This is a genomic window from Kordiimonas marina, from assembly GCF_023006325.1.
Classification (GTDB): domain Bacteria; phylum Pseudomonadota; class Alphaproteobacteria; order Sphingomonadales; family Kordiimonadaceae; genus Kordiimonas; species Kordiimonas marina.
The window spans coordinates 133,896-156,811 of record NZ_JAINDF010000006.1; the positions used below are offsets into that span (position 1 = coordinate 133,896).

At 59.7% G+C, this 22,916-nt stretch carries 26 protein-coding genes; 22 read left to right on the forward strand and 4 right to left on the reverse strand.

Translation table 11 applies throughout. The features are described 5' to 3' along the window. The first annotated feature begins 6 nt into the window (after positions 1-6). From K6118_RS14180 to panD, 3 genes are all read left to right on the forward strand, one after another. Positions 7-855 carry a hypothetical protein gene (locus K6118_RS14180; RefSeq protein ID WP_247121143.1) on the forward strand — a complete coding sequence of 283 codons (849 nt, stop codon included), beginning with the start codon at positions 7-9 and terminating at the stop codon, positions 853-855. A 103-nt stretch (positions 856-958) separates the two neighbouring features. Next, the gene (locus tag K6118_RS14185) at positions 959-1,582 is read left to right on the forward strand and encodes a hypothetical protein (RefSeq protein ID WP_247121144.1); all 624 of its coding nucleotides are present in this window, start codon (positions 959-961) and stop codon (positions 1,580-1,582) included. Positions 1,583-1,679: 97 nt separating this feature from the next. Further along, positions 1,680-2,141 carry an aspartate 1-decarboxylase gene (gene panD / locus K6118_RS14190; protein ID WP_247121145.1) on the forward strand — a complete coding sequence of 154 codons (462 nt, stop codon included), beginning with the start codon at positions 1,680-1,682 and terminating at the stop codon, positions 2,139-2,141. A gap of 26 nt (positions 2,142-2,167) precedes the next feature. Here panD and xth read toward each other — a convergent pair whose 3' ends face one another. The 3 genes from xth to K6118_RS14205 form a co-directional block, all read right to left on the reverse strand. After that, the gene (xth, locus tag K6118_RS14195) at positions 2,168-2,950 is read right to left on the reverse strand and encodes an exodeoxyribonuclease III (protein ID WP_247121146.1); all 783 of its coding nucleotides are present in this window, start codon (positions 2,948-2,950) and stop codon (positions 2,168-2,170) included. A 27-nt stretch (positions 2,951-2,977) separates the two neighbouring features. Further along, positions 2,978-3,319 (reverse strand): iron-sulfur cluster insertion protein ErpA, encoded by a 342-nt coding sequence (gene erpA, locus K6118_RS14200; protein ID WP_247121147.1) that lies wholly within the window; start codon positions 3,317-3,319, stop codon positions 2,978-2,980. Between the two features lie 103 nt (positions 3,320-3,422). Then, positions 3,423-3,959 (reverse strand): PAS domain-containing protein, encoded by a 537-nt coding sequence (locus K6118_RS14205; protein WP_247121148.1) that lies wholly within the window; start codon positions 3,957-3,959, stop codon positions 3,423-3,425. 212 nt (positions 3,960-4,171) lie between these two features. Here K6118_RS14205 and K6118_RS14210 point away from each other — a divergent pair, with 212 nt between their 5' ends. The 13 genes from K6118_RS14210 (at position 4,172) to K6118_RS14270 (ending at position 16,035) form a co-directional block, all read left to right on the forward strand. Further along, positions 4,172-5,383 (forward strand): deoxyguanosinetriphosphate triphosphohydrolase, encoded by a 1,212-nt coding sequence (locus tag K6118_RS14210; RefSeq protein WP_247121149.1) that lies wholly within the window; start codon positions 4,172-4,174, stop codon positions 5,381-5,383. After that, positions 5,380-7,131 carry an arginine--tRNA ligase gene (gene argS / locus K6118_RS14215; protein ID WP_247121150.1) on the forward strand — a complete coding sequence of 584 codons (1,752 nt, stop codon included), beginning with the start codon at positions 5,380-5,382 and terminating at the stop codon, positions 7,129-7,131. The genes K6118_RS14210 and argS overlap by 4 nt, the downstream gene beginning before the upstream one ends. Then, positions 7,131-7,919: an SPOR domain-containing protein gene (locus tag K6118_RS14220; RefSeq protein ID WP_247121151.1), complete on the forward strand. Its 789-nt coding sequence runs from the start codon at positions 7,131-7,133 to the stop codon at positions 7,917-7,919. The genes argS and K6118_RS14220 overlap by 1 nt, the downstream gene beginning before the upstream one ends. Positions 7,920-7,929: 10 nt before the next feature. Continuing rightward, a complete protein-coding gene (nagZ, locus tag K6118_RS14225; RefSeq protein WP_247121152.1) occupies positions 7,930-8,937 on the forward strand; it encodes a beta-N-acetylhexosaminidase in 1,008 nt (335 codons plus the stop codon). A 10-nt stretch (positions 8,938-8,947) separates the two neighbouring features. Beyond that, entirely contained in the window at positions 8,948-9,601 is a 654-nt protein-coding gene (locus tag K6118_RS14230; RefSeq protein WP_247121153.1) for a site-2 protease family protein, read from the forward strand. A 33-nt stretch (positions 9,602-9,634) separates the two neighbouring features. Then, positions 9,635-10,402 carry a segregation and condensation protein A gene (locus K6118_RS14235; RefSeq protein WP_247121154.1) on the forward strand — a complete coding sequence of 256 codons (768 nt, stop codon included), beginning with the start codon at positions 9,635-9,637 and terminating at the stop codon, positions 10,400-10,402. Between the two features lie 29 nt (positions 10,403-10,431). Next, positions 10,432-11,202 carry an SMC-Scp complex subunit ScpB gene (scpB, locus tag K6118_RS14240; RefSeq protein ID WP_247121155.1) on the forward strand — a complete coding sequence of 257 codons (771 nt, stop codon included), beginning with the start codon at positions 10,432-10,434 and terminating at the stop codon, positions 11,200-11,202. A gap of 77 nt (positions 11,203-11,279) precedes the next feature. Then, entirely contained in the window at positions 11,280-11,516 is a 237-nt protein-coding gene (locus K6118_RS14245) for a twin-arginine translocase TatA/TatE family subunit (protein ID WP_247121156.1), read from the forward strand. A gap of 52 nt (positions 11,517-11,568) precedes the next feature. Beyond that, complete coding sequence (tatB, locus tag K6118_RS14250) at positions 11,569-11,952, forward strand: Sec-independent protein translocase protein TatB (RefSeq protein WP_247121157.1); 384 nt, start codon at positions 11,569-11,571, stop codon at positions 11,950-11,952. Then, positions 11,949-12,809: a twin-arginine translocase subunit TatC gene (gene tatC, locus K6118_RS14255; RefSeq protein ID WP_247121158.1), complete on the forward strand. Its 861-nt coding sequence runs from the start codon at positions 11,949-11,951 to the stop codon at positions 12,807-12,809. Before tatB ends, tatC begins: the two co-directional genes overlap by 4 nt. A 54-nt stretch (positions 12,810-12,863) precedes the next feature. Continuing rightward, positions 12,864-14,141 (forward strand): serine--tRNA ligase, encoded by a 1,278-nt coding sequence (gene serS, locus K6118_RS14260; RefSeq protein ID WP_247121159.1) that lies wholly within the window; start codon positions 12,864-12,866, stop codon positions 14,139-14,141. A gap of 2 nt (positions 14,142-14,143) precedes the next feature. After that, positions 14,144-14,932: a 5'/3'-nucleotidase SurE gene (surE, locus tag K6118_RS14265; protein ID WP_247121160.1), complete on the forward strand. Its 789-nt coding sequence runs from the start codon at positions 14,144-14,146 to the stop codon at positions 14,930-14,932. Positions 14,933-15,252: 320 nt separating this feature from the next. Next, positions 15,253-16,035 carry a LysM peptidoglycan-binding domain-containing protein gene (locus K6118_RS14270; protein ID WP_247121161.1) on the forward strand — a complete coding sequence of 261 codons (783 nt, stop codon included), beginning with the start codon at positions 15,253-15,255 and terminating at the stop codon, positions 16,033-16,035. Between the two features lie 9 nt (positions 16,036-16,044). Here the strand turns inward: K6118_RS14270 and K6118_RS14275 are convergent, their stop codons facing one another. Then, positions 16,045-16,923 carry an ATP-binding protein gene (locus tag K6118_RS14275; RefSeq protein ID WP_425531556.1) on the reverse strand — a complete coding sequence of 293 codons (879 nt, stop codon included), beginning with the start codon at positions 16,921-16,923 and terminating at the stop codon, positions 16,045-16,047. A 172-nt stretch (positions 16,924-17,095) separates the two neighbouring features. Here K6118_RS14275 and yajC point away from each other — a divergent pair, with 172 nt between their 5' ends. From yajC to K6118_RS14305, 6 genes are all read left to right on the forward strand, one after another. Further along, positions 17,096-17,437, forward strand: a complete 342-nt coding sequence (gene yajC / locus K6118_RS14280; protein WP_247121163.1) for a preprotein translocase subunit YajC — start codon at positions 17,096-17,098, stop codon at positions 17,435-17,437. Positions 17,438-17,494: 57 nt separating this feature from the next. Then, positions 17,495-19,099, forward strand: coding sequence for a protein translocase subunit SecD (secD, locus tag K6118_RS14285; protein WP_247121164.1), 1,605 nt, complete (start codon positions 17,495-17,497; stop codon positions 19,097-19,099). A 14-nt stretch (positions 19,100-19,113) separates the two neighbouring features. Beyond that, positions 19,114-20,091, forward strand: coding sequence for a protein translocase subunit SecF (gene secF / locus K6118_RS14290; RefSeq protein ID WP_247121165.1), 978 nt, complete (start codon positions 19,114-19,116; stop codon positions 20,089-20,091). Positions 20,092-20,104: 13 nt separating this feature from the next. Beyond that, the gene (locus K6118_RS14295; RefSeq protein ID WP_247121166.1) at positions 20,105-20,512 is read left to right on the forward strand and encodes an Mth938-like domain-containing protein; all 408 of its coding nucleotides are present in this window, start codon (positions 20,105-20,107) and stop codon (positions 20,510-20,512) included. A 165-nt stretch (positions 20,513-20,677) separates the two neighbouring features. Then, the gene (locus K6118_RS14300; protein ID WP_247121167.1) at positions 20,678-21,448 is read left to right on the forward strand and encodes an AAA family ATPase; all 771 of its coding nucleotides are present in this window, start codon (positions 20,678-20,680) and stop codon (positions 21,446-21,448) included. A gap of 224 nt (positions 21,449-21,672) precedes the next feature. Continuing rightward, the gene (locus tag K6118_RS14305) at positions 21,673-22,899 is read left to right on the forward strand and encodes an LL-diaminopimelate aminotransferase (protein WP_247121168.1); all 1,227 of its coding nucleotides are present in this window, start codon (positions 21,673-21,675) and stop codon (positions 22,897-22,899) included. The last annotated feature ends 17 nt before the right edge of the window (positions 22,900-22,916 follow it).

Below are 22,916 nucleotides of genomic sequence, written 5' to 3' on the forward strand. Positions count from 1 at the left end.
GACTTTATGCAGAAATTTCCGATCCTTGCTGTCACCAAGGAAGCGCTGGCCTTGCCTTTCAAATATCCGATGGAGATGGCGAAAACGCTTGGGCTGATGATCGCTGGCGTCTTTGGCGTTTCTATCCTGATGGCCATCCTGGTCGCTATCATGGGGGGCGCTGGAATGATGGGCTCCGGCGGGACCATGATGCAGCAGATGGAACAGGGTAATTTCTCTGGTATGGGCGGGATGATCCTGATCGTCTTTATCGTGCTCCTTGGTGTTTTCTGGCTCATCGCCTACGTCTTCAACTATTGGGTTCGCCTTGGCGCCTATGGTCATGATCGGGCGGCGCTGCGTCCGCTCAGCAAGGCCTGGGGCGCGGCTGGCGTTACCATGGTCAAGATGTTCCTGATCACCATTTTGCTGGTGCTCGTGACGCTGGTTGTCTGGTACGTTCTGCACCTCATGGGGCTGGTGCCCAGCCTGGCGGACCAGATGCGTATGGGGGCGGAAGGTGACATGGCCCATGCGGCGCGTGGCGGGCTGGCCACCAACATCATCACGACCGTGATCACCTGTGTGGTCTATTCGATCTTCTCCGCCAACTTGACACAAACCGCGCTCGGTTCTGACAAGGAAGGCTTTGAACACCCGCATACCATCGATTTCGCCGTCGTCCTGATGCTGCTTTATGCCATCGTCCTCATTCCCATGACGCTTGCTGAGATGTCCGGCAGCATCGTGATGCTGATGCTGGTTGTCTATGTGCTGGAATTTTATGTCATGCTGGCCATCGCCACGGCCCATGGCCTCCGCTACCGCATCTGTGTCGCCGATATGCCTGATGTGCCGGAGACATCTGAAGCCTGATCCCATCAAGCTTCGTAATCGACAGGAATGGCCGGGTTTGATGACCCGGCTTTTCTTTTTGCGCCTTTCATGGCTAACTGATGGTCGCCGAAAGGGAGGTCGTATGCTCAAAAAGTTTGTGTTGCCGTTTATTGCCTGTACCGCCATCAGCCTTGGAGCCGGAGTTGGGGCCAGAACTGGGGCCTGGGCGGAAGATGCGCCGCTTTCCCCCGCCAACGTTATGGGCGACCAGCCCTACGAAAGCCCGAGCTGCGTGCAGGCCGACTATCATGAAATGGATTTCCTCAACGGAAGTTGGGCCATGAAGGTGCTGAAGGACGGCCGCTGGCACGCCGCGGGCTTTGCCGAGCAGAAGCCTGTCCTCGGCGGCTGCGCGGTGATGATGAGCGTCTCCTTCGCTGAGTGGGGCGACTATTACCGCGCACTCACCGGGCGGGATGGATTCGCCGCCATCCTGATCAGCAGCTACGATACCCGGGCCCACGACTGGCGCCAGCGCTGGATGACCGACATGGGCAGTATGGTTACGCTGATGCGCGGCCGTAAGTTCAAGGATGGCGCCCGTTTTGTCGGTCATGCGCCGGACAGCGCAGGCCCCGAGCTTCAGCGCCACGAATGGAAGGTCACGGGCGATAACACCCGCGAATTCACCTTCGAACAGTCGCTGGACGGCGGCCAGCACTGGAGCGTGATCGGCAAGGTCCAGCTTATCCGCCGCGCGCCCTGAGCCTTTTTGACAGAAATACTAATAGCCCCGCCCATCTTGACGGCGGGGTCCTCCTGCGCCATATCGCTTTCGTCCCGAATAGGAGGATAGGGTCGAGATGACAAAACCTGTGCTCGATGGCGCCCTGCGCCAGTTCATGTATGGCAAACTGCACCGCGTGACGGTAACCGGCGCCGAGCTGAATTATGTCGGCTCGATCACGGTGGACCCGGTGCTGCTGCGCGCGTCCGGCCTGATGCCCTATACGGCGGTTGATGTGGTCAACATCACGAACGGCGAACGCATCACCACCTATATCATCGAAGGCACCGAGGGTTCGGGCGTTATCTGCCTGAACGGCGCCGCTGCACATCAGTTCAGTAAAGGCGACCTCGCCATCATCATGGGCTATGAAGCCGTGCCGGCGTGCGACCTGCCGGGGCGGATTTCCCGCGCGGTGCATGTGGACAGCCAGAACCGTATCGTCTCAATCGATGAATATGTCACGCCGGGGCTCGACGCGCTCGGCCAGCCTGCGAATAACCGCGAGAATGAGTGCTACGAGACCGTAGACACCTGAGCGGGTGCCAATAGCCCAGGGGATGATCAAGCCAGTTCGATCCACACCGGTGTGTGGTCGCTGGCTTTTTCCTTGCCCCTTGGCGTGCGGTCAACCTGCGCGTCCTGAAGCCGGTCAGCGGCTTGCGGCGACAGCATCAGATGGTCGATGCGGATACCGTTATCCTTCTGCCAGGCGCCTGCCTGATAGTCCCAGAAGGTGAAGGCCGGGCCCGCCGGTTTGATCTGGCGGAGGGCATCGAGATAGCCGAGATAGGTCAGCTCCCGTAGTTTGGCGCGGCTTTCCGGCTGGGTGAGGGCGTCGTCGACCCATGCGGCGGGGTTGTAGCAGTCCTCATCCTTGGGGATGACGTTATAGTCACCCGCCAGCACAATGGGTTGCTCGGTTTCCAGCAGGCGCTTCGCGTGGGCGACCAGACGGTCCATCCAGGCGAGCTTATAATCGAACTTCGGCCCCGGTTGCGGGTTGCCGTTCGGCAGGTAGATGGAGGCGATGCGCACACCCTGAACGGTGGCCTCAATATAACGGGCCTGCTCGTCCTCGGTTTCCTCACCGCCATCAAGCGCGGGCAGGCCGCGGCGGACGTCCTCGATCTTGTGTTTCGAGAAGATCGCGACACCGTTGAAACCTTTCTGGCCGTGGGTTTCCACGTTCCAGCCCTTGTCCTCAAACTCGAGGCGCGGGAAATTCTCGTCGACGCTCTTGATCTCCTGCAGGCAGGCGACGTCGGGGGAGAATTCTTCCAGCCATTCCAGAAGCCGGGGCAGCCGGGCCTTGACGCCATTGATGTTGAAAGTGGCGATTTTCATCGAGGATGCTCCGGTCTTGAAAGGGGATTAGATGGCGAAGGACGACCCGCAGCCACAGGACGATGAGGCGTTCGGGTTCTTGACCTGGAAGGATGCGCCAACCAGATCCTCGACAAAATCGACTTCCGAGCCGATGACATAGAGGAGCGACATGGAATCGACCAGCATGGTGACGCCGTCCCGGGTGACGACGATGTCATCGTCCTTCTGGGCTTCGTCAAAGTCGAAACCATACTGGAAGCCGCTGCAGCCGCCGCCCGAAACCGACAGGCGCAGCTTCAGGTTCGGGTTGCCCTGTTGTTCGATCAGTTGCGCCACGCGCTTCGCGGCGTTTTCGCTCAGGGTCACGGGGGTGTCCGGGCTGGTCATTGCTCTACTCGCTTCGCTTTGCGGTCATGGCCATCACTCCGGCCATGACGTTTGGTTTCCCCTTATGTAAGGGGCCGGGGCGTCAAGGTCAATCGAGCGGCGCTCAACGGTCGCTATAGACGGGCCTGAAGGTGATGGTTTCGGGCGTGTCGGGCGCGGTGGTCTCAGGCGTGCGGACAAAGTCGAATGCCAGCAGGAGGCTGCTCAGGCTATCCGGCTCGCCTTCCTGCGAAAAAGGCAGGACGAGGGCGCTGAAGGGGATGGGGCGAGCATCATCCGGCATGAACTGACCCTCAAAATATAGCGGTTCGCAGTGTTCGGTCGAGGCCTCGAGAATCGCTGTGAGGGTCTGGTTTATCTTGGCATCCCTGAAGGGAATAAGCCTGTCATCCGGGGATGTTAGCTTGAGAACTTCACAGATGGTGGTGCCGATCAGCCTGTCCTGAAAACGGCTTTTTTCAGTGACAGAAACGATGGCAAGCTGGGGCAGGAATTTTGGGAACATCTGGGGGCGGAAATCGCGCTTGCGGGGAAACCGTTGGCCGTTCCTTATCTGATGCCAGTGGTCCAGCATGTCCGCCTGGAACGGGGCCCGGAAAGCGGGGCGGTTGTTGTCGGTTGTATGTGAGCTGTCGTTCATCCCTGAATCATAGTTAATGAAACGTTAACGCACAACGAACAAAGTAAGGATTTATTAATTATTTGGACGTTGCCCAATCAGCGGCCTGACTACGCCTTGTTCGCGGGAAAAAGTTGCTCTCCATGTGGTGCGGCGATAATGTGCCGAAAACCGCGCGGGGACGTGTCCTCGCGGAACACAGACTTGTTCCTTTTGCTCCTTGGGGGAAGACAATGACCGACCCGCTGCCGCGCTATGAAGACATTTTGGCGCCCTACGCCTGCAAGCCGTCCGAAACCCGTGGCCGTGTGTTCAAGGAACCGGAAACCGCGAATCGGAGCTGCTACCAGCGCGACCGCGACCGGGTCATCCATTCATCCAGCTTCCGGCGGCTGAAGCACAAGACCCAGGTTTTCGTCTATCATGAGGGCGACCATTTTAGGACGCGGTTGACCCATTCGCTTGAAGTCGCGCAGATCGCGCGGTCGATCTGCCGCTCGATGCATCTGAATGAGGACCTCGGCGAAGCGCTCGCGCTCGCCCATGACCTCGGCCATCCGCCGTTCGGCCACATCGGCGAGACGGTGATCAACGAGTGTATGAAGGATTTCGACGGTTTCGACCATAACGCCCAGGCGCTCCGTCTCTTGACCCGGCTGGAGCACCGCTATGCCTCCTTCGAAGGCTTGAACCTGACGTGGGAGACGCTTGAGGGCCTCGCCAAACATAATGGCCCGCTGGTTGATAAGCCGATCGATCATACCAATCCGCCGGAAAGTTTGCCGTTCGGTTTCCGGGATTACCTGCCGGAAAACGACTTGATGCTGCATACCTGGCCGTCGGCCGAAGCGCAGATCGCGGCGCTCGCCGACGATATCGCCTATTCGAGCCATGACCTGGATGACGGCCTGCGCGCCGGTCTGTTCGAGCTGGATGAGCTCAAGAATATCCCAGTCGTCATGCAGCTGATCGATGAAGTGAAATGGACCTATCCGGACGCGCCCAAGGATGTGATGATCCATGAGCTGGTGCGCCGCCTGATCAACCGCATGATCGCCGACCTGATGGTTGAAAGCGGCAAGCGCATCCAGGCGCTGGACCCGGATACACCGGACGATATCCGGAACGCCGGTGGCCCTGTCATCGCCTTCGGCAAGGATATGGCCGACGCCGTCAAGACTCTCAAGGGCTTCCTGTTCGAACGCATGTACCGCCACTATCTGGTCAACCGCATGGGCAGCAAGGCAAAAAGGGTGGTCTTGGACCTGTTCAACCTGTATATCTCCGAACCCGAATGCCTGCCGACGGAATGGAACGCGCGCGCCGGTGCCCCGAATTCGGCTGAAACCGCCCGTGTGGTGGCCGATTTCATTGCTGGTATGACCGACCGTTTCGCTTTCCGTGAGCACGCCAAACTATTTGACCTGAACCGAGTATCGCTATGAATGTTTTTACCCATTTCCGGGACGCCGTTGATGCGGCCCTGAAGGATCTCGCTAACACCGGTGCACTGCCCGAGGGCCTGGATACCCGCAATATCGCGGTTGAGCCGCCCCGGGATGCGTCTCATGGTGACATTGCCATCAACGCGGCGCTGGTGCTGTCGAAGCAGGCGAAGATGAACCCGCGGGAGATCGCCACGCTGCTCGCAGGCAAGCTGGAAGCGCTGCCTGAGGTCGAGAAGGTCGATATCGCCGGTCCCGGCTTTATCAACATGACGATCGCAGCCAGTTACTGGCAGGCGCAGGTGAAGGCCATTCTCGAGGCAGGCACTCATTTCGGTGACAGCCAGATGGGCGGCGGCGACAAGGTGAATGTGGAATATGTTTCCGCAAACCCGACCGGCCCGATGCATGTGGGCCACGTTCGCGGCGCCGTGTTCGGGGACGCGCTGGCCAACCTTCTCCAGAAGGCTGGCTATGAGGTCTGCAAGGAATATTACATCAACGACGCGGGCAGCCAGATCGACACGCTCGCGCGGTCGGCGCACCTCCGCTACCAGGAAGCCTATGGCCGCGATATCGGTGAAATCCCCGAGGGGCTTTACCCGGGGGATTACCTGGTGCCGGTGGGCGAGGCGCTGAAGGCCAAATATGGCGACCAGTATCTGGATGCGCCGGAAAGTGAATGGCTCGCCCTTTTCAAGGTCGAAGCCTCGAACGCCATGATGGACATGATCCGCGATGACCTGGCGACGCTGGGTGTTGAGCATGAGGTCTTCTTCTCGGAGCGTGCGCTTCATGCTTCCGACCGGATCGGCGAGGCGGTCGAGGTGCTGCGCCAGCGCGGCCACATCTATGAAGGCGTGCTCGAGCCGCCGAAAGGCAAGAAGCCGGAAGATTGGGAGCCGCGCGAACAGACGCTGTTCCGCGCCACCGACTTCGGCGATGACGTCGACCGGCCGCTCCAGAAATCGACGGGCGAATTCACCTATTTCGCCGCCGACATCGCTTACCACCACGACAAGTTCGTGCGCGGTTACAAGCAGATGATCGACGTGCTCGGCGCCGATCATGGCGGTTATGTCAAGCGGATGCAGGCTGCCGTGAAGGCGCTTTCCGAGGATGGCACGCTCGATGTCAAGCTGTGCCAGCTCGTGCGCCTGTTCCGGAACGGCGAACCGGTCAAGATGTCCAAGCGGGCAGGGACCTTCGTCACGCTGCGTGAAGTGGTGGAAGAGGTTGGCAAGGATGTCACCCGCTTCATCATGCTCACCCGTAAGAACGATGCGCCGCTCGACTTTGACTTCAACAAGGTGATGGAACAGTCGAAGGACAACCCGGTCTTCTATGTCCAGTATGCCCATGCCCGTATCTGTTCGGTGCTCCGGAAGGCGGCTGAGGCATTCGGCGGCCTGGATACCTCTGACGCAGGGCTTTCGGGCGCTGATCTGCACGCGATCAATCACCCCAGCGAGATCGCGATGATCAAGCAGTGTGCGGCCTGGCCCAGGCTGGTCGAGCAGGCCGCCGAGGCACATGAGCCCCACCGGATCGCATTTTTCCTCTATGATCTTGCGTCCGAGTTTCATACCTTCTGGAACAAAGGGAACGAAGATGCCTCGCTCCGCTTCGTTATCGAGGGGGATGAGGCGCTGACCAGGGCGCGCCTGGCGCTTATCCGCGCCGTGGCGCTTGTGATCGCAAGCGGCCTCGCGGTCCTGGGGGTCAAGCCCGTGGAGGAAATGCGCTAATGAGCGACGATAGGGAAAAGGGGACAATGCCGGATAAGGACACGCCGCCGTGGCTGCAGGCGGTCCCGGAAGATGAAGAGCCCGAAGGCTTTTTCACCGGCCGCCGCAAGCTGATAATTTCGGCGGGCGCCGCCGTCACGGTGATCGTGCTTTTCGGGGCTGTCATGTGGACGCTTTACGAGCATACGGAAAGCGGCCCGGCGCGCCATATCACCGCGCCCCAGACGACCTATAAGGAAAAACCGGCTGATCCCGGTGGCATGGATGTGCCTTACCAGGACAAGAAAGTATTCGAGCAGGCCGACGGCGAGCCGGTGCGCAGCGCCGTGAAACTTGGCGCCCAGCCTGAGCAGCCGGTCGATCATCTGCCGACGGAAAGCACGGAGACGGCGACCGATACGCAGGCTGCCGCATCTATGCCCGCGGCGTCTCAGCCCGAGCCTAAACCAGCCCCGCGCAAAGCTGAGGTCACTGAAGCACCGAAGACGGTAACGCCTCCGGCCCAGAAGGCCGAAGCAAAGCCTGCGGTTCCGGCCAGCAAAGCCTATCAGGTACAGCTTGGGGCTTATGGGTCTGAAAAAGGCGCGGCCTCTGCCTGGCGGGTTATCCGGGGTAAATACCGGTCGATCCTGGGGGATGATGTAAAGGCGAGCTATGAGCCCGTCCAGTCCGGCGACCGTACGCTTTACCGGCTTCGTGTCGGGCCGCTTGCAAACCGCGCTGCGGCCGATGCCATCTGTTTGGGTCTCCGGGCACGCCAGCAGGCTTGCATTGTTGTAAACCCGTAAAGGCTTACCGATGATCCCTGTCATATTCGGCTGCTCGGGCACGAGCCTTACCGCTACCGAACGTGCCTTCTTTGGCCGGATCAAACCGGCGGGGTTCATCCTTTTCGCCCGCAATATCGAAAGCCCGGATCAGGTTCGGGTGCTTGTCCGGGAACTCAAGGAAAGCGTTGGCCGCACCAAGGTGCCGATCCTGATCGACCAGGAAGGTGGCCGCGTCCAGCGGCTGAAGGCGCCCCACTGGCGTGCCTATCCGCCGATGGCGACCTTCGGCGACATGGCGGCCAAGGACCCGACCCTGGCGGCCAGTGCACTCAGGCTCAATTGCCGGATGATTGCGGATGACCTCAGGCGCCTGGGCATCAATGTCGACTGCCTGCCGGTTCTGGACCTGCCGCAGGGTGATGCCGACCCCATCATCGGCGACCGGGCGTTCTCGCACGATCCGGACCTGGTGGCGGCCCTGGGCCGTATCGCCGTCGATGCCCTGATGGCAAGCGGCGTGCTGCCGGTTATCAAGCATATCCCCGGTCATGGCCGCGCCACGCAGGACAGCCATCTGGCCCTGCCGGTGGTGGATACGCCTTTGGCCGACCTTCAACAAAAGGATTTCGTGCCCTTCAAGGCGCTGAAGGATGCGCCTTTCGCCATGACTGCCCATATCGTCTATAGCGACATTGATGCGCGGGAACCCGCGACGCTGTCGCGGGTCGTGATCGGCCGTGTCATCCGCATGAGCCTCGGCTTCAGCGGGCTTTTGATGTCGGACGACCTGTCGATGAAGGCGCTTTCGGGTGATTTTGCCGCACGGACGAAGGGCGCGCTGGAGGCGGGCTGCGACCTGGTTCTGCACTGTAACGGCGATATGGACGAGATGCAGGCTGTCGCAAGCGCCTGTCCGCCTGCCGCACAGGCGCTTGAGAAACGTCTGGCGACACTTATATCCCAGGCTGATAAGATGCCAATGGCGGACCGCGGCGATATCCGTGCGCGTTATGACGCCCTGATGGCCAAGTTTTGAGGACGAGCTGATGGAGTTTATTTCCAACCGAGTTTTGCTTCTAAGCGTGATGGCGCTGCCGTTCCTGGTCGCTGTAACCTTGCGGGAAGCAGGGCGTTCCTTCATGGCTTACAAGCTGGGGGATCAGACCCAGAAGGCATCTGGCCGTATGTCGCTGAACCCGCTCGTTCATGCACACCCGATCTATACCGGGCTCCTGCCGGCGATCAGCTTCCTGTCGGGAATGCCTTTCCTGCTCGGTTTTGCCAAGCCGGTCGTGGTTCAAAGCGCCTTCTTCCGCAAATTGCGCCGGGATCTGGCGCTGATGGCGCTTGCGGGGCCGCTGACGAACCTGACCCTCGCTTTTCTGTCCGCCGGGCTGATGCGGCTCGCGGTCAATTATGGCCTCACGGCCAATAGCTGGATCGTCAATACCACGGCTTTCGGTGTGCTGATGAACTGCATGTTCCTGGTCCTCAACATCCTGCCGATCCCGCCACTGGATGGTGGCAAACTGCTGGAACAATTCCTGCCGTATCACTTCGCGCAGGGCTTCCGCTCCGTAGAACCCTATGCTTTTCTGATTATCTTGGGCATTATTATCGTGGCGCCGGGCATAATCGTGACGCCGACTTATATGCTGGCCAGTGCTATCATTGGCGTATTCGGACTGTCTGCATTCTAAAACATGGATTTTGAGGAAGACATAAAGCCCGAGATGGCCGGTCGAACAGACCCTAACCAGCTTGTCCTGCATATGGACGGGTTCGAAGGGCCTTTGGACGTGCTTCTGGTGCTTGCCCGGGCGCAGAAGGTCGACCTCACGCAGATATCGATCCTGGAGCTTGTCGAACAGTTCCTTGAATTCGTGACAGCGGCGAAGAAGCTGAAGCTGGAGCTGGCGGCTGACTATCTGGTGATGGCGGCGTGGCTTGCCTACCTAAAATCCCGCTTGCTGCTGCCGAAGGATGACGATGACGAGGAACCCTCGGCCGAGGAACTGGCCTTCCGTCTGCAACTCAGGCTGCAACGGCTGGAAGCCATGCGCGAAGCCGGGGCCCAGCTCATGGCGCGGGACCGCATGGGGCGTGAGGTATTCCGCCGCGGCCAGCCCGAAGGCCTGAAGCTTATGAAGAATGGCGCCTATGACCTGACGCTCTATGAGCTTCTCAAGGCCTATGCTGAAAATTGCCAGCGCCATTCGATTACCGAAATCCGCATTGAACGCCGCCCGGTTTATGCCCTTGAGGATGCCATCGACAGGCTTTCGGGCCTGATTGGCAAAACCTTTACCTGGGCGCGGCTTGCAACCTTTTTGCCGAACAATCTGAAGGACGACAGGCTCAGGCGTTCCGCGCTTGCCAGCATGTTCGCCGCCAGCCTGGAACTGGCGCGCCAAGGCCATGCCGAGCTGAGGCAGATGGAAACCTTCGGCCCGATTTATCTGAAGCAGCGCAGCGGCGATGACGGCGCGGCTCCAGAATGATTTTTGACCGCATGAAGTGACAGACCTGAATGACAGACATTTCCGAAAGCCTGCCAGAGCAGACGACAGAACAAGCGCCAGAAAAGGCACCGGTACAAGCAATTGAACACCGGCGCATGGTCGAAGCGACCTTGTTCGCGAGCGAAAACCCCATGTCGGTTGAGGAAATCGCCGAACGCCTGCCTGATGGTGTCGATGTCGCCATGCATATCGAGGCCCTGACGGAGTCCTATGCCACCGCAGGCGTCAACCTCGTTTATGTGGCGGGCAAATATATGTTCCGCACGGCGGCCGACCTGGCCTTCCTGCTCCGCCGGGAAGTGGATGAGCCCAGGAAGCTCTCCCGCGCGGCGGTGGAAACCATGGCGATCATCGCCTATCACCAGCCGGTCACGCGGGCAGAGATCGAGGAGATCCGAGGGGTCACCATTTCCAAGGGTACGCTTGATGTTCTGATCGAAGCGGGCTGGGTCCGGATGATGGGGCGCAGGCGGACGCCGGGCCGTCCGGTAACCTATGGTACCAGCGAAGGTTTTCTGGTTCACTTTGGTCTCGAAAGTGTTAAAGACCTGCCGGGTATGGCAGATTTGAAGGCTGCGGGTCTTCTCGACAGTGTCGATGTCGCGCTCGATAAATTGGGCGGGATGCCGTCGCCCGCCGAAGCGCTGGAGCAGGAAGACGCGCAGATCGACCTTGAGGATGCGATCGCCCGGTCCGAACGCGAAGCGGCTGACAGCAGACGCAATCCGGCGCCTCAGACCGAGGCAGATGAAAATAGCGCCGAAAGTGCCGAGCAATAGCTTGTTGTGTGCAGTCGGCGACGATAGAGTGTAGCGAATTTCAGGGGCGGGGTGCCCCGCAAGGGAGATAAATAGTTATGTTTCCAGGATGGATGCAGATTGCGATTGTGATCATTCTGATCATGCTGCTCTTTGGTCGCGGTAAGATTTCGGACCTTATGGGCGATGTCGCCAAGGGGATCACCAGTTTCCGCAAGGGCCTGAAGGAAGGCGCCGAGCCGGAAGTGACGGAAGCGCCGAAGCCTGTCGAAGACAAGCGCACGATCGAAGGCGAAACCGTCAAGACCGAAGAAAAGGAAAAGGACAAAGCCTAAGGCTTGTCCTTTTGTTCAAGAGTAGCTTCTAGGGTCGGGAGGCCCTCAATCCATGTTTGACGTCGGCGGAATGGAAGTGCTGGTCGTTGGTGTCGTCGCGCTCATTGTGGTCGGCCCCAAGGATTTGCCTCGGCTCCTGCGCTCGGCCGGGGCCATTGTCCGCAAGATCCGCGAAATGGCCAACGAGTTCAAAGCCGGTATCGACACGCTGGCGACCGAGGTGGAGCAGGAAGTGGCACGCGAAGCCGACCCCTTTGCCGACCTTAGGCAGGAGGAGGGCTTGCAGCCCGGCATGAGCCCCGAGGAAGTCACCAAGCATATCATGGCAAACCGGGAGCGGGAGGCGGCTGAAAAGGCCGCGATGGAGGAAGCGCAGAAGCAGTCCTCCACCGATACGGCGAGCAAGGATAAAGACGGGGAGGGCGCCAGCTCATGATGACGCCCGAAGACCAAGGCCCGGAAAGCCAAAAGGCAGGGGCCGAAAAGGAAACCCTGCCTGCCAAGCCTGACATTATCGACGAGCCCGATGAGATCGATGCCAGCCGTGCGCCGCTTCTCGATCATCTGATCGAACTGCGCGCGCGTCTGATCAAGGTGATGATCGGTCTGATTATCGCCTTCGGGATCGGCCTTTATTTCGCCGAGGATATTTTCAACATCCTCGCGCGGCCTTACATGATGGCGCAGACCCACGGGCATGAGCGGCGGATGATCTACACCGCGCTCACCGAAGGTTTCTTCGTGAACCTCAAGGTGGCGCTGTATGCCGCCTTCATCGTGACCTTCCCGCTGCTCGCCTTGCAGATATGGAAGTTCGTGGCACCGGGGCTTTATAAAAGCGAGCGCCGGGCTTTCCTGCCGTTCCTGGTGGCCACACCGGTCCTGTTCGCGATGGGCGCCTGCCTCGCCTATTTCATGGTGATCCCGTACGCCTGGAAATTCCTCTTGAGCTACGAACAGACGGGCGGGCACGGGATGGTCGCCATCGCCGCCGAAGCGAAGGTGAGCGAATATCTCTCGCTGGTCATGCAGATGATTTTCGGCTTCGGCGTAGCTTTCCTGATGCCGGTCGCGCTGACGCTCATGGGCCGGGCAGGCATCATTTCGGCTGCGAGCCTCCGGGAAAAGCGGCGCTATGTCATCGTGGTGATTTTCCTGATCGCGGCGTTCCTTACGCCACCTGACCCGATCAGCCAGATCGCCCTTGGCATCCCCATGCTGCTGCTTTATGAAATCTCGATCCTGATGATTGCGTCGACCGAGAAGAAACGTGCCGCCAAATCCGAGGAATAAGCCCAGCTTTTTCCATGGACGGCCGATCAAAACTTTAAATGACAGAGACAAGCGATGTTTGACCTGAAACTGATCCGCGACAACCCTGAAGAATTCGACCGTGCGCTCGCGCGCCGGGGTGAAGACCCGCGTGCCGCCGAAATCCTGGCGCTCGACGAAAAGCACAGGGCGCTGATTACCGAAGCTCAAACCTCGCAAGCGCGCCGGAACGAGGCCTCGAAGCTGATCGGCAAGGCCAAAGCCCAGGGCAACGAAGAAGAAGCCCAGGCCTTGATGGCGGAAGTCAGCGGCCTTAAGGACAAGTTGACCCAGCTTGAAGAAGACGCGCGTAACGCGGGCGAGCAGCTCAACCTGCTGATGATGCATCTGCCCAACGCGGTTTATGATGATGTCCCGCAGGGTGATAGCGAAGACGATAATGTCGAGGTACGCACCTGGGGCACCCCGCGCGAATTCGATTTTGCACCCAAGGAGCATTTCGACCTCGGTGAAGCCATGGGGCTGATGGACTTCGAGCGCGCGGCCAAAATGTCCGGTTCGCGCTTCGTGATCCTGAAGGGCGGCATCGCCCGGCTTGAGCGCGCGCTCGGCCAGTTCATGCTGGACCTGCACACGCGCGAACACGGCTATACCGAGGTGCTGACGCCTGCCATGGTGCGCGATACGGCGCTTTTCGGCACCGGTCAGCTGCCCAAGTTCGGTGAGGATGCCTTCCGCACGACGACCGATCATTGGCTGATCCCGACCTCCGAGGTCACGCTCACCAACATGCATTCCGGTGAAATCCTCGATGAGGAGACGCTGCCGCTCCGCTTCACCGCGCACAGCCAGTGTTTCCGGGCTGAAGCGGGCTCCGCCGGTCGTGATACCCGCGGCATGATCCGCCAGCACCAGTTCGAAAAGGTCGAAATGGTGTCTGTTACGACCCCGGAACAATCGGATGATGAGCTGGAACGCATGACCGGTTGCGCCGAAGAAGTGCTGAAGCGGCTTGAGCTGCCGTACCGCGTGGTCAAGCTGTGTACCGGTGATATCGGTTTCAGCGCGCGCCGCACCTATGACATTGAGGTCTGGCTGCCGGGGCAGGACAAATACCGTGAGATTTCCAGCTGTTCGGTCTGTGGTGACTTCCAGGCCCGCCGCCTGAAGATGCGCTGCCGTCCGAAGGGCGAGAAGAACACCCGCTTCGTCCATACGCTCAATGGCTCGGGCCTTGCGGTTGGCCGCACGCTGATCGCGGTTCTGGAAAACTACCAGCTGGCAGACGGTTCGATCCGCATTCCTGAGGTGCTGAAGCCCTATATGGGCGGCCTCGACCAGATCGGCGTCTGAGCATGGCGCCAGTCTCGACCAAGCGAATCCTGATCTCGAACGATGATGGTATCCGGGCGCCGGGGCTTGAAATCCTTGAGCGCGTCGCCCGCCAGTTTTCCGACGATGTCTGGGTGGTCGCACCTGAGGACGAGCAGTCCGGCGCCAGCCATTCGCTGACGCTGACCCGGCCCCTGCGCGTGCGGGAACTGGGACCTAAACGCTGGGCCATCTCCGGCACGCCGACCGACTGCGTGATGATGGCGCTGAACAAGATCATGGCGGACAATCTGCCGACGCTGATCCTGTCCGGCGTCAACCGTGGCGGCAACCTGGCTGAGGACGTTACCTATTCGGGCACAGTATCGGTCGCCATGGAAGGTACGCTTGCGGGCATCCCGTCGATCGCGCTCAGCCAGTGCATCCGCCCGGATGAACCGGTCTATTGGGAGACGGCGGAACGCCATGCGCCTGAGGTGATCAAGAACCTTCTGGATGAGGGCTGGCCCGCCGATGTGCTGATGAATGTCAATTTCCCGGCCTTCGCCCCCGATGAAATCGGTGGGGTGCGCCTGACCGAGCAGGGCCGCCGCCAGATGGTCGGCACCAACATCACCGAACGGGTGGACCCGCGCGGCTTCAAATATTACTGGTTCGGCCTTGGCCGTGAGGTCGGGATCCCTGGCCACCAGACGGATTTGAAGTCGGTCCGGGAAAAATGGATTTCGGTCACGCCGCTGCATCTGGACCTTACCCACCATGAAACCCGGCAGGCGCTTCAGGGTAAAATCGAGCGCGCTTTCAAGGCCTGATGCTCTCCTTCCTGTTACCGCAGCCAGGATATGCTGAGGGGGCTGTTGCTCCTTCTGCTCCAACTCGGTATCGTGGAGCCATGATGGGTGGAGGACAGTTTCGGGCAATCTTGCGCGCGGCCTTTTGGGCTGGGCTCTGCTTGCCTTTTCTTGCGGCCTGCGGGCATAGCCCGACAGGGCCTGCCGCCATTCCCCCTGTATACGAAATCCGCAACGCGCCTGTGCCTGTGCCGTATCCGAAGGCGAAGCCGACCTACGCTGAACGTGTCAGTGGAAAAGCCTCAAGAGCACGGGCGACAGCTGTTCGGGCAGGGCGCACGGTGACGGTTCGCAAGGGTGATACACTGTTCGCCATTTCGCGCGCAAACGGTATCCCGGTCCGGGACCTGATCGACGCCAACAAGATGCGCCCGCCCTATGCACTGTCTGTCGGGCAACAGATTCGCCTGCCTGCGGCCAAAATCCATGTGGTCCAGAAGGGCGAGACCAGCTACGGCATCTCCCGCCAGTATGGTGTGACAGTGTCCGAGCTGATGGAAGCCAACCACATCAAATCCCCCTATACGCTGGTGATCGGCCAGAAACTGGTGCTGCCGGGGGGCGCGGAGGAGGCAACCGCGTCGGTCTCGCCCCAGCCACAGGTTTCGTCGCGGCACACGCGGCACGGCAGACGCAGCACAACCCACTATACGCCGCCACCGCGGTCCGGCAGCGGCTTTATCTGGCCCGTGAGCGGCAAGCTCGCGTCCCGGTTCGGCCCCAAGTCGGGCGGGCTGCATAATGACGGCATCAATATCATCGCGCCGCGCGGCACGCCGGTCCGGGCGGCTGAGGTCGGCGTGGTCGTCTATGCCTCAAACGCGCTTGAAGGCTACGGCAACCTGCTGCTGATCCGCCACAGCGGTGGCTGGATCACCGCCTATGCCCATAATGAGAGGCTGCTGGTGCGGCCCGGTCAGCAGGTGAAGAAGGGCCAGGTGGTGGCGCGGGTTGGCTCCACGGGTGGGGTGATGACCCCGCAGCTGCATTTTGAAATCCGCCGCGGACGGCAGGTGCTGGACCCGCTCCGTTACCTCAGGCCGCAGACAGCGCAGTCCCGGTAACTCATTGGATTAAAAGCCGACTTTACGGCCGTGACGGCCGGCGATGTCAGCGACAAACTGCCAGGCCGTGCGGCCTGACCGGTTGCCGCGAGTCTTCGCCCATTCAAGTGCGTCGGCCCGCCAGTCGACATCATCCAATCCGAATTCCTTGAGATAACCTTCGACCATGGCGAGATAGTCTGTCTGGTCGGACGGGTGAAACCCGAGCCACAGGCCAAACCGGTCGGAAAGCGCGATGGTTTCGTCCATCGACTCGTTCGGATGAATGCCGGTGGCGCTTTCCTGTTCCATCATCGTGCGCGGCAGCAGGTGGCGGCGGTTGGAGGTGGCGTAGAAGACCACATTGTCAGGCCGGCCCTCGAGCCCGCCTTCAAGCACGGATTTAAGCGCCTTGAAGTCGGTATCGGGATTGTTGAAGCTGAGGTCGTCACAGTAAACGATGAAGCGGCGGTCAAGCCCGCGCAGCGCGCCGAGGAGTGCGGGCAGGGCGGCGATATCCTCCCGGTGGATTTCAATGAGCGCAGGCGCCTCGGCCCCCATTTCGGCGGCAAGCGCACCCTGTACGGCCTTGATCAGCGTGCTTTTGCCCATGCCGCGCGCACCCCAAAGAAGCGCATTGTTGGCGGACAGCCCGGCGGCAAACCGGCGGCTGTTCTCAAGAAGGGTTGCTTTGACGCGGTCGATGCCTTTTAGGAGCGTGAGGTGAGGCGCGGCCACATGGCTTACCGGGCGCAAACCATGGTGCTCGGCCTCGAACACATATGCGGCGAAACCGTCCTCCACAACAAGCGGCTGGGCCTTGCCTTGCACCCTTTCCAGCGTGTCTGCCAGGCGGTGGATGGCATCAATAAGCGCCTTGCCCGTCTCCTGATCGATCCCGTTGTTGATTTTAGGCACTTGCAACCCTTTTCTTTGGCTCCCATCTAGGGGAGAACGCATAACACGGGACAGCCGCCTTTACGAGGCTTGCTGTTGCATTTGAAGGCAATACGGCTATAGTCCCGGCGATGGAAAAACGGGGGCGCATATCAGGCGCCCTTATCAGAGAGGTTCTTGTCCTATGTTTTCGACCCCTGTCTTTGCCGCCGCAGCCGGTGCGGCCCAGCAGCAGCCCGGTATGCTTGACGGCCTGATCATGTTCCTGCCGATCATCCTCCTGTTCTGGTTCCTGGTGCTTCGCCCCCAGAACAAGAAGATGAAAGAACACCGCGAAATGGTGAACAATGTTCGCCGTGGTGACACGGTTGTGACTGCAGGCGGCATCGTCGGCAAGGTGGCCAAGGTCAAGGACGATAACGAAATCGAAGTCGACATCGCTGAAAACGTCCGCATCCGCGTGGTTAAAGGCACGCTTTCAGATGTGCGCACCAAGGGCGAGCCGGCCAAGACCGAAGAAAAATAAAAAAGAACGCCCGAGCGGAAAACCGGTTCGGGCGTCTTTCAGTTTAGGGGACTGAGCATGTTGACCTTTCCGCGCTGGAAAGTGCTGATGATTTTTGGGGTGATCCTCTACGGGATCTTGACAGCCCTGCCAAACTTCCTGACCGCCGACGAACGCGCCGAGCTGCCGGGCTTCCTGCCGTCCAAGACGTTGAGCCTCGGCCTTGACCTTCAAGGCGGCGTTCACCTTTTGTGGGGTGCGGAAACGAACGATGTCATCAAGGCCCGCCTTGATAACCTGATCGACCAGGTCGTCAGCATCCGCCGTACCGAACACGGTCTGAACTTCCAGAACATCCACATTGATGGACGCTCGGTTGTCTTCAACGTCACCCGTGACGAAATGGTCGAAAAGGCCCGCGAAAAGCTGCTGCCGATCACCAAGGCGAGTACGGTTGCCGGTGGCAACATCATGCAGGCCGGTGTTCAGGAAGTGGAACTGAGCCATGATGGCCGCAAGTTCAAGCTGACGCTGACCGACCAAGGCATCGAGGTGCAGAAACGCGAAGCCGTTGCCCGTGCGATCGAGGTGATGCGGAAACGTGTCGACCCGGACGGTACCAAGGAAATCACCATCCAGCCGCAGGGCTCGGACCGGATTGTCCTTGAGGTGCCGGGGGCAAGCGACCCGCAGAAGATCATCGACATCGTCGGTAAGACCGCGAAGCTGACCTTCCATGACGTGGTTACGAACGCCTCGCCGGAAGATATCGCCCGTGGCCGGGTAATGCCGGGCACCAAGGTGTTGCCGATGAAAGACGGTGGTCAGATCGTCGTTAAGAACCGGGTGATTGTCTCGGGGGATGACCTGACCGACGCCAAGGCGGCCTTCGACCGTTATGGCCGTCCGGCCGTGGCCTTCTCCTTCAATACCGCAGGGGCTTTGAAGTTCGGCAATCATACCAAGAACAATATCGGCCGTCCGTTCGCCATCGTGCTCGATAACCAGGTTATCAGCGCGCCGGTGATCCAGAGCCCGATCCTGGGTGGCCAGGGCCAGATTACCGGTATCGGTACGGCCGCCGATGCACAGGAACTGGCGACGCTTCTGAAGGCTGGTGCCCTGCCGGTGCCGCTTACGGTCATGGAACAGCAGACGGTCGGCCCGACCCTCGGTGCCGACGCTATTGCCGCCGGTAAGAAAGCGTCCGTGATTGGCTTTACGCTTGTGGTTGCCTATATGCTGTTGACCTATGGCGGGTTTGGTGTTGCCGCGAACATCGCGCTTATCACCAACGTGGTGCTTATCCTCGGTGCGCTGAGCCTGTTCCAAGCGACGCTGACGCTGCCGGGTATTGCCGGTGTCGTGCTCACGATCGGTATGGCGGTGGACGCCAACGTGCTGATCTTCGAGCGGATGCGGGAAGAGCAGTCGAATGGCCGGAAGCCGTTTGACGCCATGGCCCAGGGCTATGGTCAGGCTTTCTCGACCATCGTTGACGCCAACATCACCACTTTCATTGCTGCGGTGCTTCTGTATCTCCTGGGTTCCGGCCCGGTACAGGGCTTTGCCGTGACGCTCGGGATCGGTATCCTGACGTCCATGTTTACGGCCGTCCTGCAGACCCGTCTCATTCTTGCCACTTGGCTGACGCGTCGTCGTCCGGCCAAGCTGCCGATTTAAGGGAGGAACCGAACATGTTGCTGCGTATGGTTCCAGAGAACACCAAGATCAACTTCATGAAGCCTCGCTTCATCGCGATGGCCATTTCCGGGGTGTTGATCCTTCTTTCCTATGTGCTCTTCTTCACCGAAGGCCTCAATTACGGGATCGACTTCAAAGGCGGTCTGGCGATTGAGATCGGCATGGACAACAAGGATCAGGCTGTTCCGCTTGCCAAGGTTCGTGAATCGCTCACGAAGCTTAATCTCGGCGATGTCATGATCAAGGAATACGGCCGCAAGTCCGAAGCCATGATTAAGATCGAACGCCAGCCGGGCGATGAAAAAGCCCAGACGGCTGCGATGAAAAAGGTCAGGGCTGCGCTTAGCGAAGCCATTCCGGGTGTCAACTTCCGTCAGGAAAACATCGTTGGCCCCGTGGTTTCGGGTGAGCTGAAGGTGGACGGCACCATTGCCGTGACCGCCGCTGTTCTGGCCGTTCTCGTCTATATCTGGTTCCGGTTCGAATGGCAGTTCGGCTTGGGGGCGGTGGTCGCGCTTGCGCACGACGTATCGCTGACCATCGGCTTCTTCGTCGTGACCGGGCTTGAATTCAACCTGTCGATCATTGCGGCGCTGCTCACCATCGTGGGGTACAGTCTCAACGATACGGTCGTGGTTTATGACCGTATCCGGGAAAATATCCGCAAATACCGAAAAATGCCGCTGGAAGAGCTGATCAACCTGTCGCTTAACCAGACGCTGAGCCGGACGACCATGACGTCCTTCACCACGCTTCTTGCCCTGCTTGCGCTCCTCTTCTTCGGGGGCGAGGTTATCCGCGGCTTCACGGCGGCCATGACCTGGGGCATCGTTGTCGGTACCTACAGCTCGATCTTCATCGCCTCGCCGATGCTGCCGATGCTGAATGTCCGCCGGGAAGCCATGTTGCAGGACGAGAAGAAAGATCCGACGGTCGACAATTCGCGGCCGACGCCTTTCGACATGATGTAAGGCTTTCTGACGTATGACCCAGAAAATCCAATCAGGCGGTATAACCATCGAGCAGCAGTCGGATGAAGACCTGCTGCTCATCGAAGCCTATGGCGACGGTGGTTTCCGCCTGATGGGACGTCGCGTCGAAGGCGCGACCCTCGTTCTCAAGGACGGTTTTTATCCGGTTGAGGCCACTGAGGTCTCCGAGCTGTCTGCCGCCAGTTTTGACCGGCTGATGACGCAAGGAACCGATGAAACCGATATCCTGCTGATCGGGACGGGGGAAAAGATGCAGCTGCTGCCTGCTGCCGTGCGGTCCCATCTCGACCAGAACGGCATCGGTTTCGATATCATGGATACAGGGGCCGCTGCGCGCACCTACAATGTCCTGATGCTGGAAGGCCGCCGGGTCGCCGCCCTGCTGCTGCCTGTCGCCTGAACCTTATCAGGCCCTTTTCCGGCTTTTTACCGCATTCTCCACTCTGCCTGTCGCGGAAAATCTTGCTTTTGGCGGTATATGCCGCATCCTTGTCTCACAAAAACGTGAAGAAACCGGTGCCTCCTGGCAACTGGTCCTTAACCGACATGCGATGAGGATTACAGAATGGATATGAACCAAGATATGAAAATGGGGCTGCCCATCGGCAAGCGCGCGCTTGTGTGGGTGGCGGGCCTGTCCCTCATAGGGATGGGTGGCTTGGCGCACGCAAGCGGTCAGGATGACGGCAAGACCGTTCATAAGAAACAGGTGATTACCGTTCAGTCGGACGGCAGCACCATCGTCCGGAAGGATGGCAAGATCATTGTCAGCAACACCCATGTGGTGGCGGATACCGACCCGAGCATGGCTGAGACGGTCAGCGCCAAGGCCATCAGGGATGCGCGCGCGGCGCTTGAGGATATCGATGACCGGCTTAAGAAAACCCGCAACAGCGATGAACGCAAGGTGCTGGAAGTCGCCCGGGATAGCCTGAGGGGCACGATTGACGCACTTGAAGCCGCGCCCAATACACTGATTTACGACCATTATGTCATGGACGATGGTGACCTGAATGCCCGGGTGAAGGAACTTCGCCTGCATGAAGGCAAGATCAAGGGCCTGCGCGTGGAGTTGCACCGTGACCTTGAAAACGCCCGTTCCGACATTGCCGACGCGCTTGAAGGGTTGGAGGTTGAGGTCAACCAGAATGGCGATATCACGCGCCTGCGTATGAATGACCTTAAAGGATTGCAGGATGAGCTCGACCGCACGGAGGAGCAGCGCCTGAAAGCGCTCGAACGCGCGGAAGCGGAAATCAAGCGTGCCCGGGCCAACCTCGAACGGCGGATCGAGGAAAAGAAGGCCCGCGAGGCCGAAAACGCCCCGAAACACTGAGGGTTATACCTTAAAACCTGCCGGGATGGCTGCCTCAGGTGGCCATCTCGCATTTCCCGGTTCCCACGTCATTATCTGTGGCGAACGCGCAACAGAATTTCAATTTCATAAAGAAATCATTCCGATGATTGCGCTTCGGTCGTTTATCCCTTAGGGATATCGGTTCGGGTTCGCGGCATGGTGCCGCCACCCCTCAAGAGCAATTTACTGGATACTACTTCATCATGGAAAACCCCGCCTTTTACCGTATCAGACGCCTGCCGCCTTATCTGTTCGCTGAAGTGAACCAGATGAAAGCAGCGGCACGAGCGCGGGGCGAGGACATTATCGACCTTGGGATGGGCAACCCGGACCTGCCGACGCCGCAGCATATCATCGACAAGCTCAAGGAATCTGCAGACAATCCGCGCGCTCATGGCTACAGCATGTCGCGGGGTATCCCGGGGCTCCGCAAGGCGCTGGCGGGCTATTATAAGCGCCGTTTCGGTGTGGATATCGACCCGGAAACCGAAGCTGTGGTGACGCTGGGCTCCAAGGAGGGGCTCGCCAACCTCGCGCAGGCCATCACGGCCCCCGGTGACGTTATCCTGTCGCCGAACCCCAGCTATCCGATCCACCCTTATGGTTTTATGATCGCGGGGGCTTCTGTGCGCCATATGCCGATGGCGCCGGGTTATGATTTCATGACCGAGCTTGAAAAGGCCGCCCAGCATTCGGTGCCGAGCCCGTCGGCGGTTATCCTCAATTATCCGTCAAACCCGACGGCTGAGGTCGTGGACCTGAATTTTTACCGCGAAGTGGTTAATTTCTGTAAGAAGCGCGGCATCTGGATCCTGTCGGACCTCGCATACGCCGAAATCTATTTCGACGACCAGCCGCCGCCCTCGATCCTGGAAATCCCGGAAGCACGGGATATCGCGGTTGAGTTTACCTCCATGTCGAAAACCTATTCCATGGCGGGCTGGCGTGTAGGCTTCGCGGCCGGTAACAAGCATCTGATCGGCGCGCTGACGCGGGTAAAAAGCTATCTGGACTATGGCGCTTTCACGCCGGTGCAGGTGGCTGCGGCTGCCGCGCTCAATGGCCCGCAGGAGTGCATTGAGGAACACCGGCAGACCTATAAGGCCCGGCGCGATGTCCTCATCGAAGGCCTCGCCGCTGCCGGTTGGCAGGTGCCGAGCCCCAAGGCCACCATGTTCGCCTGGGCGCCGCTGCCTGAAGCTTTCAAGGAGATCGGGTCGATGGAGTTTGCAAAACTCCTCTTGACCCACGCGAAGGTGGCTGTATCACCCGGTGTCGGCTTCGGCGAATATGGCGAAGGCTATGTGCGGATCGCGCTCGTGGAGAACGAGCACCGCATCCGCCAGGCCATCCGGAACATCAAGCGCTTCATGGCGCACAAGGACGAAATTCTGGCTGAGTGGCGTGAAGCCCAGCAGGACAAAGACTAAGCCCTTCAGGAGTATGA

Excerpts from the sequence above, each read along its gene's own strand:
- K6118_RS14180 (WP_247121143.1), top strand. The coding sequence starts at position 7 with ATGCAGAAATTTCCGATCCTTGCTGTCACCAAGGAAGCGCTGGCCTTG.
- K6118_RS14185 (WP_247121144.1), top strand. The coding sequence starts at position 959 with ATGCTCAAAAAGTTTGTGTTGCCGTTTATTGCCTGTACCGCCATCAGC.
- panD (WP_247121145.1), top strand. The coding sequence starts at position 1,680 with ATGACAAAACCTGTGCTCGATGGCGCCCTGCGCCAGTTCATGTATGGC.
- xth (WP_247121146.1), bottom strand. The coding sequence starts at position 2,950 with ATGAAAATCGCCACTTTCAACATCAATGGCGTCAAGGCCCGGCTGCCC.
- erpA (WP_247121147.1), bottom strand. The coding sequence starts at position 3,319 with ATGACCAGCCCGGACACCCCCGTGACCCTGAGCGAAAACGCCGCGAAG.
- K6118_RS14205 (WP_247121148.1), bottom strand. The coding sequence starts at position 3,959 with ATGAACGACAGCTCACATACAACCGACAACAACCGCCCCGCTTTCCGG.
- K6118_RS14210 (WP_247121149.1), top strand. The coding sequence starts at position 4,172 with ATGACCGACCCGCTGCCGCGCTATGAAGACATTTTGGCGCCCTACGCC.
- argS (WP_247121150.1), top strand. The coding sequence starts at position 5,380 with ATGAATGTTTTTACCCATTTCCGGGACGCCGTTGATGCGGCCCTGAAG.
- K6118_RS14220 (WP_247121151.1), top strand. The coding sequence starts at position 7,131 with ATGAGCGACGATAGGGAAAAGGGGACAATGCCGGATAAGGACACGCCG.
- nagZ (WP_247121152.1), top strand. The coding sequence starts at position 7,930 with ATGATCCCTGTCATATTCGGCTGCTCGGGCACGAGCCTTACCGCTACC.
- K6118_RS14230 (WP_247121153.1), top strand. The coding sequence starts at position 8,948 with ATGGAGTTTATTTCCAACCGAGTTTTGCTTCTAAGCGTGATGGCGCTG.
- K6118_RS14235 (WP_247121154.1), top strand. The coding sequence starts at position 9,635 with ATGGCCGGTCGAACAGACCCTAACCAGCTTGTCCTGCATATGGACGGG.
- scpB (WP_247121155.1), top strand. The coding sequence starts at position 10,432 with ATGACAGACATTTCCGAAAGCCTGCCAGAGCAGACGACAGAACAAGCG.
- K6118_RS14245 (WP_247121156.1), top strand. The coding sequence starts at position 11,280 with ATGTTTCCAGGATGGATGCAGATTGCGATTGTGATCATTCTGATCATG.
- tatB (WP_247121157.1), top strand. The coding sequence starts at position 11,569 with ATGTTTGACGTCGGCGGAATGGAAGTGCTGGTCGTTGGTGTCGTCGCG.
- tatC (WP_247121158.1), top strand. The coding sequence starts at position 11,949 with ATGATGACGCCCGAAGACCAAGGCCCGGAAAGCCAAAAGGCAGGGGCC.
- serS (WP_247121159.1), top strand. The coding sequence starts at position 12,864 with ATGTTTGACCTGAAACTGATCCGCGACAACCCTGAAGAATTCGACCGT.
- surE (WP_247121160.1), top strand. The coding sequence starts at position 14,144 with ATGGCGCCAGTCTCGACCAAGCGAATCCTGATCTCGAACGATGATGGT.
- yajC (WP_247121163.1), top strand. The coding sequence starts at position 17,096 with ATGTTTTCGACCCCTGTCTTTGCCGCCGCAGCCGGTGCGGCCCAGCAG.
- secD (WP_247121164.1), top strand. The coding sequence starts at position 17,495 with ATGTTGACCTTTCCGCGCTGGAAAGTGCTGATGATTTTTGGGGTGATC.
- secF (WP_247121165.1), top strand. The coding sequence starts at position 19,114 with ATGTTGCTGCGTATGGTTCCAGAGAACACCAAGATCAACTTCATGAAG.
- K6118_RS14295 (WP_247121166.1), top strand. The coding sequence starts at position 20,105 with ATGACCCAGAAAATCCAATCAGGCGGTATAACCATCGAGCAGCAGTCG.
- K6118_RS14300 (WP_247121167.1), top strand. The coding sequence starts at position 20,678 with ATGGATATGAACCAAGATATGAAAATGGGGCTGCCCATCGGCAAGCGC.
- K6118_RS14305 (WP_247121168.1), top strand. The coding sequence starts at position 21,673 with ATGGAAAACCCCGCCTTTTACCGTATCAGACGCCTGCCGCCTTATCTG.